This window comes from Neisseria sp. P0018.S001 (genome assembly GCF_051957355.1).
Lineage (GTDB): Bacteria > Pseudomonadota > Gammaproteobacteria > Burkholderiales > Neisseriaceae > Neisseria > Neisseria subflava_A.
Window position 1 is genome coordinate 75,652 of the sequence record NZ_JBQCWN010000011.1, and the last position, 9,595, is coordinate 85,246.

Here is a 9,595-nt window from a genome sequence, read left to right on the forward strand (position 1 = left end):
GACTTGGAACAATAAATTTGCTTGTAAAAGCGTTCAGGCCGTCTGAAAAAATCCAAAGAGGAGTGTTGGTTTTTATAGGTTGAAATGGCAGTAGAAAGATTTAAGAATGCTTGATTTGAAGGGATAAACTGACATTAATTTCAAAAAACAATACAATGTTATCATCATCTGGAAACAGCGAATTTATCGGAGCATATATGTATTCATACCATAGCGAACGCCATTTCAGCGACCGCAACAACTGGCTTCGGGCAAGCGTATTGGGTGCCAATGACGGCCTGATTTCCACTGCCTCGCTGTTGACGGGCGTAGCCGCTGCCGCGCCTGATTTCCAAACCCTGCTGTTGACGGGCGTTTCAGCGCTTATCGGGGGCGCGGTGTCAATGGCGGCAGGGGAGTATGTTTCCGTGTCCAGCCAATCGGATACGGAAAAAGCCGATTTGCACAAAGAGTGTTTTGAGTTGGCAAATAATCCTGATGCCGAACTTGAAGAGCTGACTGAAATTTACCGCCGCCGCGGTTTGTCCGACCCGCTCGCCGCAGAGGTGGCCAAAGCCTTGATGGAGCACGATGCACTCGCCGCCCACGCGCGCGACGAAATCGGCATTACCGAAACCTCTGCCGCCCAACCCATGCAGGCCGCGCTGGCTTCTGCCGCTTCATTTTGTGCCGGCGCGATTTTGCCTTTACTGGTCGCGTTGACAGCTTCTACCGCCATTGTTCCGGCCTTGGCAGTTTCCACTTTGTGCGGACTGGCCGGACTGGGCTATGTCTCTGCCAAACTCGGCGGAGCGCCTGTCGTTCCCGCCGTTTTGCGTGTGTGCCTATGGGGCGTTGCGGCATTGGTGATAACCGGATTTATTGGAAAACTGGCCGGCGTGGCCGTCTGAATGTAAGGCCTTATATTCTTTTAAACCTGTATCCAGTAAAATTGAAAATTGATTTGATCTCTAAAGGCCGTCTGAAAATTTTTCAGACGGCCTATGGTGCTTGTATTTACTTATTACAAACTGTTTTGTCATGACCTATCCGATTCCTAAACCCCGTGAAAAATCCCGTTGGCTCAATCTGTCTCAAGGCTCGCTGCCCTTGGCTTTGGCGCGTTATCTGCCGCATAAGCAGCTCAAGGTTGTCTTGACCCAAGATGCGGAACAGGCGCTACGCCTTCAGACGGCCTGGCTGTTTTTCCGTCCGCACGATACGGCGGTGTTCCTGCCGGACTGGGAAACGCTGCCTTACGAGCGTTTTTCGCCGCATCAGGATTTGGTGTCGGAGCGCTTGTCGGCGTTGTGGCAGATTAAGAGCGGCGCGGCGGACGTGTTGTTCGTACCGGTTGCCACGGCGATGCAGAAGCTGCCGCCTGTGCCGTTTCTGGCTGGGCGCACGTTTTGGCTGAAAACAGGGCAGACTTTGGATATAGGCCGTCTGAAAAGTGATTTGGTGGATGCAGGTTATAACCATGTTTCCCACGTTGTTGCGGCAGGCGAGTTTGCCGTGCGCGGCGGTATAGTCGATTTGTTCCCGATGGGCAGCGAAATGCCGTACCGCATCGATTTGTTCGACGATGAAATCGACAGCATCAAAACCTTCGATACCGAAACGCAACGCACCATTTCTCCCGTTTCCGAAATCCGCCTGCTGCCGGCGCACGAGTTCCCCACCGACAGCGAGGCGCAAAAAATCTTCCGCAGCCGCTTCCGCGAGGAAGTCGATGGCAATCCGAACGATGCCGCTGTGTACAAAGCCGTCAGTGACGGCCATTTCGGTGCGGGCGTGGAATATTACCTGCCGCTGTTTTTTGAAAACGAGTTGGAAACGCTGTTTGATTACATCGGCGAAGATGCGCTGTTTGTCTCTTTGGGCGACGTTCATGCCGAGGCAAACCGTTTTTGGAGCGACGTCAAATCGCGTTATGCCATGGCGCAGGGCGACGAAACTTATCCGCCTTTGCTTCCACAGCATTTGTATCTCTCTGCCGATGTATTCGCAGGCCGTCTGAAAAACTATGGTCAGGTATTGCCGGATATTTTTGGTGATGAACATACGTTGCCAAACGTGGCCGTCAACCGTCAAGCAGATGAACCGTTGCAGGCATTGAAAGATTTTCAGACGGCCTTTGACGGACGAATTTTGCTTTGCGCCGAAAGTTTGGGACGGCGCGAAACCATGCTCGGTTTCTTGCAGCAAAACGGTTTGAAAGCCAAAAGCGTGTCCGACTGGCAGGGCTTTTTGTCGGCGCATGAGCCGCTGATGATTACAGTGGCGCCGTTGGCTTACGGGTTTAAATTAGAAGATCAAAACATCGCGGTCATTACCGAATCCGATCTTTATCAATATGTCGCCCGCTCGAGCAAACATCATCGTAAGAAACACGCCGCCGTTTCAGACGGCCTGTTACGCGACCTTGCCGAAATCAATATCGGCGATCCTGTTGTACACGAAGAACACGGTATCGGCCGATATATGGGCTTGGTCACAATGGACTTGGGCGACGAAACCAACGAAATGATGTTGCTCGAATACGCGGGCGAAGCGCAGCTTTATGTGCCTGTTTCGCAACTGCATTTAATCAGCCGCTACTCTGGTCAGGCGCATGAAAACGTCGCCCTGCACAAGCTCGGCAGCGGCGCATGGAATAAGGCAAAACGCAAAGCCGCCGAAAAAGCGCGCGACACCGCCGCCGAGTTGCTCAATCTCTACGCCCAACGCGCCGCCCAATCGGGACACAAGTTTGAAATCAACGAGTTGGATTATCAGGCATTTGCCGACGGCTTTGGCTATGAAGAAACCGAAGACCAAGCCGCTGCCATCGCCGCTGTGATTAAGGATTTGACGCAGGCGAAGCCGATGGACCGCCTAGTGTGCGGCGATGTCGGTTTTGGCAAAACCGAAGTCGCCCTGCGCGCCGCGTTTGTGGCGGTGATGGGCGGCAAACAGGTCGCCGTACTCGCCCCAACCACGCTTTTGGTCGAGCAGCACGCGCAAAACTTCGCCGACCGCTTCGCCGATTTCCCCGTGAAAGTCGCCAGCCTTTCACGTTTCAACAACAGCAAAGCCACCAAAGCCGCGCTGGAAGGCATGGCGGACGGTACGGTCGATATTGTTATCGGCACGCACAAATTGGTTCAAGACGACATCAAATTTAAAAACTTAGGTTTAGTGATTATCGATGAAGAACATCGTTTCGGCGTGCGCCAAAAAGAGCAGCTCAAACGTCTGCGCGCCAACGTAGACATACTTACCATGACCGCCACACCGATTCCACGCACCCTCAGCATGGCGCTCGAAGGTCTGCGCGACTTCTCGCTGATTACTACCGCGCCCAGCCGCCGCCTCGCCGTCAAAACCTTTGTCAAACCCTTCAGCGAAGGCAGCGTGCGCGAAGCCGTGTTGCGCGAACTCAAACGCGGCGGACAAGTGTTTTTCCTGCACAATGAAGTAGATACGATTGAGAATATGCGTGAGCGGCTGGAAACCCTGCTGCCCGAAGCCCGCATCGGCGTGGCGCACGGACAACTGCGCGAGCGCGAGCTGGAACAAGTCATGCGCGACTTTTTGCAGCAACGATTTAACGTGTTGCTCTGTTCCACCATCATCGAAACCGGCATCGACATCCCCAACGCCAACACCATCATCATCAACCGCGCCGACAAATTCGGGCTGGCGCAACTGCACCAGCTTCGTGGGCGCGTCGGCCGCAGCCACCACCAAGCCTACGCCTACCTGCTCACGCCCGAATACATCACCAAAGACGCAGAAAAACGCCTTGATGCCATCGCGGCGGCAGACGAACTCGGCGCAGGTTTCACCCTCGCCATGCAGGATTTGGAAATCCGCGGCGCAGGCGAAATCCTTGGCGAAGGGCAGTCTGGCGAAATGATACAGGTCGGCTTCACGCTCTACACCGAAATGCTCAAACAAGCCGTGCGCGACCTCAAAAAAGGCCGCCAGCCCGACCTCGACGCACCGCTGGGCATTACCACAGAAATCAAACTGCACAGCCCGGCATTATTGCCTGAAGACTACTGCCCCGACATTCACGAGCGCCTCGTCCTCTACAAACGCCTCGCAGTCTGCGAAACCGTACAGCAAATCAACGCCATACATGAAGAACTGGTCGACCGCTTCAGCCTGCCCGAACAACCCGTCAAAACCCTCATTGAAAGCCACCACTTACGGCTCGCCGCAAAAGAATTGGGTATAGACGCCATCGACGCGACAAGCGAAGCCGTCACCGTTACCTTCGGTAAACACCACCAAATCGACCCGACAGAAATTATCCTGCTGATTCAGATGGATAAAAAATACCGGCTGGCAGGGGCAGACAAGTTGAAGTTTACGGCTCAGATGGAGGATGTAGAGATGAGGATTAAGACAGTGAAAAGTGTGTTGAAGACTTTGAAAGAAAGAGTGGTAGCAAAGTAGAGATTGATGAATAAAAGGTCGTCTGAAAAATTTTCAGACGACCTTTTATTATCCAAAATTTGTAGGTCGGATACTTGTATCCGACAAAATCTCCCCCATGAAGCTGTCGGATTCGAGAATCCGACCTACGCCTGCTGAAACGATTTTCAGGCTTTCAGATGACCTTTTATCAAATGATGCGAAATATCACTTGTCTAACCTTCTAACTTCGTACGCACCTCAGCCCCACCTTCAAGTTTTGGGCAGACTACGACTTGTATCGTTTGTTTATTTTTATAATTGCTGAAATTTCCAATAATCCCGTCCTTCAATTTTCCAATAACAAAATTCGTCCGGTATCAAATACCCAAAGTCCATTGCCTTAGAAAACCAGCCATCATAGACATAATCTTCATGACATCTGTCCCAATCCATATGAAGGTAAACTTCTGTATCAAAATTAATATAGAACAACGGTAATCTTGAAGAAATCTGATTGATTTTTAAGAAATCACTTTGTTGGCCAGAATCCGAAATAGGATCATCATACGACAACTTGTTCTCGACAACGGAATATAATCTTGCTGCCTCATCTAAATTAAAGCCCTGTAACATCAGCGCCTTCAATTCGTCTTTTTCCAGTACGACGACCGAATCTGATTGAAGATAGTTTTCAAAATTGTCCTTAGTTAACTGCCAGATGCCGTTTCGGTAATAATAACTATTCATTTCATCCTGATATTGTTCTAACGTAATATTACCGTTTTTAAAATCCAAATCTAAGTCTAATTTTATGTTTAATATGAAATTAGACTTATAATCAATCAAATAATATATCTTTTTCTTATGGACAAAAATGGATATACACTGAATGTACTCAAAGATGTTATCCAATAATTCAGATTTAAATTTCTCAATCTTTTCCATATTTGACAAATTCCTTAATAACTTTATCACCAGCAAGCATTAGTCCGCATGAAAGCTGCAGGTAGGGTGTGCGCGGTACGCACGTACGCGTGCTTTAAATGTAAATACAGAAGCAGTATAAAAAGGTCGTCTGAAAAATTTTCAGACGACCTTTTAGGTTAATTTTCCGAATAGCCTTTCTAAGGCAGTACAACCATATTTCAATCTTTTCCTGCACAGAAAAAAAAATATAGCAGCTGTATCATCTCGTTAACTCGGGGGTCGGCAATATAATATTGCCTTTCCCGATGGTTCACTTCAAACGATACCAAACCGGCTTCACGTAATAGGGCTAATTGGCTGGACATTGCCGCTTGCGGCAGTCCGGATGATTCAGCCAACTCGGTTACATTGTGCGGCCTTTCATGTAGTTTGCACAATACGGCGAGACGGTTGGGATTGGCCAGAAGTTTGAGAAAAGCGGTGGCTTCTTCGTAGGGCGGTTGATTATCGGCAATGGTCATTTTTCACGCTTGTCGGCAAATGAGGAGGTCGAATTATCAGTCATAATGGCCTCAGCAGCAACTTTCAGACGGCCTTTGTTTAATGGTTCCATGGCATTTTGGCCAGCAGGCGAGCCATGCCGCAGAATCCGGTTAGTCCGGCCGTTAATAGGCCTGCGCCGACCATCACGTCTATCAGATAAAACCAAGGCGATACCAGCCAACCTGCCAGCACGCCCAACAGAATCAAACTGCCGCTATGGTTTGCACCTGCCGCATGATATCCGGTGTGGCACGGTCGGCAACAATAGGAAGCCCTGCAGCCTTCCATGCCTGTAAGCCGCCTTCTAGAATATAGCATTCTCGACCTTGGCCAAGCGCTGACAATATAGTTTCTGCCTGAGTTGTACGTTTGCCGCTCAGACAATAAAAAATCAGGCACGAGGCTGAATTATCGGGCAGTCTGTCTCGCTGTTGTTCAGGCGGAAGGGATAATGCACCGCCAATATGCTCGCCCCGATATTCGGCTTGGCTTCGGATGTCCACTGCCAACGCGCCCTCACGGATTTTTGCCATTGCTTCGGAAGGCGTGATTCGCGGGAGTTGTCCGACCGTACTCATGTTTTGCCTTCGTTATTTTTTGTTGATGCGGCAGGTGTTGATACCCAATAAACTGTACAGTGCGCAGTTGCCAATCAGTGCTGTACCCAGGGGGATGATGCCCAGCCAACCCCACCAGCCAATTTGTCCGGTAGCGGCTGCAGCAATCAGCGCTACGCCGATAACAATACGGATTACGCGATCTAAAGTACCCAAGTTTCGTTTCATTTTATTGCTCCTTGTTTAAGAATGGATTGTCTATAAATAAACATATATAACAAAAATCATATATGAGAAATATTATAGCTTTAAAGATGACTTTGTCAAATGGTTTACAGTAAAAGTGTAATGAATATTTGCATTGTATTTTTTAAACGCACAAATAGAATCAATCTCCAACGGCATGGTTAAATGTAAAAATACAGCCTGATATTTTCAGACGGCACTGGAGATGATCTATATAATATTTTATTTATATTGGAAGAATGAGTAGTCAGTTTTCAGAAGGAATCAAATCATGACCGATTCGGAAAAGAAGCCCAATGGAGACGATTTGAAGACTGGATAATCCGTTGTGTAACTAGCAAGGGAGAGGAAACAATTTAAAATCAAATTGTCTACGAATTATAAAAGGCCGTCTGAAAATTGAATTTCAGACGGCCTTTGGTTTCTTTATAAGGTCGTTCGTATCATCAGAAACGATAGTTCACACCCAAGGCAAACTCGCGGCCGCGTTCGTAGAAGGGCACGCGTCCGTTGCCGTCGGGGAAGCGTTGGCTGTGCGAACGGTATTGCTTGTTGCCGATGTTGTTGACGGCGAAGTTGACGTTCAGGTTGTCTTTTTTCAGCGGCTGCCAGTTGGCGTAGATGTCGTGTACGCCGTAACCGGCTTTCTTGCCGTGTATCGTACCTTGTCCTCGGGCGACGTCGGTGTATTTCACGCTTTGGGCGTAGCGGCCGCGCCAGCCGATTTCGAGTTTGGGATTTTCAAACTGGTAAGACAGTCCGGTCAGCCATTGGCGGCCGGTGTTCCAAAAGGTGAACGAGCTTTCGTGGTCTTCCGCTTGAATCGGGCTTTCGCCGTAGTACATGTCGCCGTTCAGACGGGGTTTGACGTAGGACACGCCGGCGCGCGCGGTCAGGCCGCCCCAGCGATAGGATGCGTCAAGTTCATAGCCGTAGGTTTTGAGCGTGCCGCCGTTGTAAATCTTGCCGCGTTCGGTGATGGAGGCGGTGTTGTTGTTGATTTTTGCCCAACGATAGACGATGAGGTCTTTGATGCGTTGGTGGAACACGCTGCCGCTGACGTTGAAGTTGTCGTTGCGCCATTTGAAGCCAATTTCAGCACGGCGGGCAGTTTCAGCTTTGAGGTTGCTGTCCAAATCGGCGGCAGCGCCTGCGCGTTCGTTAGCCAGTAGGGCTTCGTTCAGGCGGGGCGCGCGGCTTGCCTGATTGAGGTTTGCCAAGAGGGAGAAGTTGTCGTTGATGTCCCAAATCGCGCTGATGCTGGGGTTGAGCTGACCGTGCGACGCGCTTTGTTTGCTGGCGGCGTTGTATTTGAAATGGTCGTAACGCAGGCCGGTGGTCAGGGTAACGGGGTGCAGGTTCCAAATGCCTTCCGCGTACACGCCGTATTCGGCTTTTTTCTCTTTGTCGCGGTCATATAGGCCGAGAATCTTCAGCCATGCGCCTTTGTCGGAAGGCTCGGAGGTTTCGTGGCGGTAGTTGACGCCGTATTTCACCATGTGTCCGTCGCCGAAGGAGCTGGCGAGGTTCAGATTCGCGCCGGTCGCTTTGATTTTGCTTAACTCAAGTTTGCCGATAGGAACGCCACCTTGCGCAGTGCCGGAAGCTTGGGCTTTTGGAGAAGGGGCGCCTTTGGGCGGTTTGGTGTCGTCGGTATTGATTTGGAAGACGTTGGCATCGATTTTGTCGATGAAGCCGACGTTGCGGCCGCGGTATTCCAGATTGTAGGTTTGTTCTTTTTGATAAGTGCCGTCCACGCCGATGTAGCTGTCAACGTTTTGGAACTCGGCTTTGTCGGTGCGGTTGCCTTTTTGGTATTCCTGACGGTAGGTCAGGCGGATGCCGTGGTCGTCGTTGAAATCGTAGCCGAGTTTGGCGAGGTAGCTGTGCTGTTTCAGACGACTGCCGAGGTTGACATTGCCGTTGCCGTCTTTGTAGTCGCGGTTGTTGAGGAAGTTGCCTGCAAACAGGGCATCGAAGCCGTTTTGATAGCCGTAAACCGCTGCGCTGCCGGTTGAGCCTTTATTGCTGCTCAAGCCTGCGCCCAGTTTGAAACCGAAAGGTTTGCCGTCGGTCAGGAGGTCTTTTGCGTCAACCGTTGTTACGCGGATGGTACCGCCGACCGCACCCAAACCCGCGCTTGCCGCGCCTGTGCCTTTTTCGACGTTGATGCTTTTCACCAAAGCAGGATCAAGCTGGAAGCGGCTTTGGTGGTGGAAGATTTTTGTGGATTGGCTGGTGTTGTCGACTTCTAGGTTAATTTTGTCTTCACCAACGCCGCGGATGCTGTAAAACTGCGCTACGCCGTTGCCGCCGCCGACATCCATACCGATTTGATCTTTCATGACTTGTTTCAAATCGGTCGAAGTTTCGCGGTCGAGCTGGTTGCGGGTTACACGAGTCGGTACGGCAGTACCGGTGACCTTAATTTCATTCAGCTCGGCAGTTTCTGCGGGTTGCAAATTTTCGGCATGAGCGAAGCTTGTTGATAATGCGAGTGTAATGATACTAAGGCGGAATACAGGAGAGTAGACCTTATTCATGATTTTTCCTAAGTAAAAAATTGACTGCTTATTCTAATTGTTATAATAATGATTATCAAATTCTTAATGGATATTAATAAATATATTCTGTTTTATTCCAGTCTCAAATTAATAGGATTTTTATAAAAATCAATTAGTTTGAGACCTTTGCAAAATTCCTTTTCCCCCGACAGCCGAAACCTAAACAAAGATTTTCGGCTGTTTCCATCCCAAATCACTCCTGATTCCACTCAAATACTCTCTTAATCCCTCTTGGATACCTGATTATCAGGCATCCGGCCGCCTTTTAGGCGGCAGCAGGCGCACTTAGCCTGTTAGCGGCTTTCAATAGGTTCAAACACATCGCCTTCAGATGGCTTTGTGCACTCACTTTAATCAGTCCAAAATAGGCTG

The 9,595-nt window shown here is 49.8% G+C and carries 6 protein-coding genes and 2 pseudogenes; 2 read left to right on the forward strand and 6 right to left on the reverse strand.

Features of this window, described 5'->3' with window-relative positions:
- The first annotated feature begins 197 nt into the window (after window positions 1-197).
- Together ACTHTJ_RS08535 and mfd are read left to right on the forward strand one after the other, a co-directional pair.
- Window positions 198-890, forward strand: a complete 693-nt coding sequence (locus tag ACTHTJ_RS08535) for a VIT1/CCC1 transporter family protein (RefSeq protein ID WP_070585609.1) — start codon at window positions 198-200, stop codon at window positions 888-890.
- Between the two features lie 130 nt (window positions 891-1,020).
- Window positions 1,021-4,425, forward strand: coding sequence for a transcription-repair coupling factor (mfd, locus tag ACTHTJ_RS08540; RefSeq protein ID WP_440360920.1), 3,405 nt, complete (start codon window positions 1,021-1,023; stop codon window positions 4,423-4,425).
- Between the two features lie 273 nt (window positions 4,426-4,698).
- Here the strand turns inward: mfd and ACTHTJ_RS08545 are convergent, their stop codons facing one another.
- The 6 genes and pseudogenes from ACTHTJ_RS08545 to ACTHTJ_RS08570 all read right to left on the reverse strand — a co-directional run.
- Complete coding sequence (locus ACTHTJ_RS08545) at window positions 4,699-5,331, reverse strand: hypothetical protein (protein WP_070585613.1); 633 nt, start codon at window positions 5,329-5,331, stop codon at window positions 4,699-4,701.
- A 200-nt stretch (window positions 5,332-5,531) separates the two neighbouring features.
- Complete coding sequence (locus ACTHTJ_RS08550) at window positions 5,532-5,834, reverse strand: ArsR/SmtB family transcription factor (RefSeq protein ID WP_070585615.1); 303 nt, start codon at window positions 5,832-5,834, stop codon at window positions 5,532-5,534.
- Window positions 5,835-5,913: 79 nt separating this feature from the next.
- Window positions 5,914-6,434, reverse strand: a pseudogene (locus tag ACTHTJ_RS08555) (rhodanese family protein).
- Between the two features lie 12 nt (window positions 6,435-6,446).
- Window positions 6,447-6,641 (reverse strand): YgaP family membrane protein, encoded by a 195-nt coding sequence (locus tag ACTHTJ_RS08560; protein ID WP_003685761.1) that lies wholly within the window; start codon window positions 6,639-6,641, stop codon window positions 6,447-6,449.
- Between the two features lie 464 nt (window positions 6,642-7,105).
- A complete protein-coding gene (locus ACTHTJ_RS08565; RefSeq protein ID WP_070585617.1) occupies window positions 7,106-9,202 on the reverse strand; it encodes a TonB-dependent receptor plug domain-containing protein in 2,097 nt (698 codons plus the stop codon).
- Window positions 9,203-9,488: 286 nt separating this feature from the next.
- Window positions 9,489-9,595 (reverse strand): annotated as a pseudogene (locus ACTHTJ_RS08570) (IS5 family transposase); the annotation flags it as partial.

Bases quoted from the DNA above. Each gene is read 5' to 3' on its own strand.
- ACTHTJ_RS08545 (WP_070585613.1), bottom strand. From the start codon at position 5,331: ATGGAAAAGATTGAGAAATTTAAATCTGAATTATTGGATAACATCTTT.
- mfd (WP_440360920.1), top strand. From the start codon at position 1,021: ATGACCTATCCGATTCCTAAACCCCGTGAAAAATCCCGTTGGCTCAAT.
- ACTHTJ_RS08565 (WP_070585617.1), bottom strand. From the start codon at position 9,202: ATGAATAAGGTCTACTCTCCTGTATTCCGCCTTAGTATCATTACACTC.
- ACTHTJ_RS08560 (WP_003685761.1), bottom strand. From the start codon at position 6,641: ATGAAACGAAACTTGGGTACTTTAGATCGCGTAATCCGTATTGTTATC.
- ACTHTJ_RS08550 (WP_070585615.1), bottom strand. From the start codon at position 5,834: ATGACCATTGCCGATAATCAACCGCCCTACGAAGAAGCCACCGCTTTT.
- ACTHTJ_RS08535 (WP_070585609.1), top strand. From the start codon at position 198: ATGTATTCATACCATAGCGAACGCCATTTCAGCGACCGCAACAACTGG.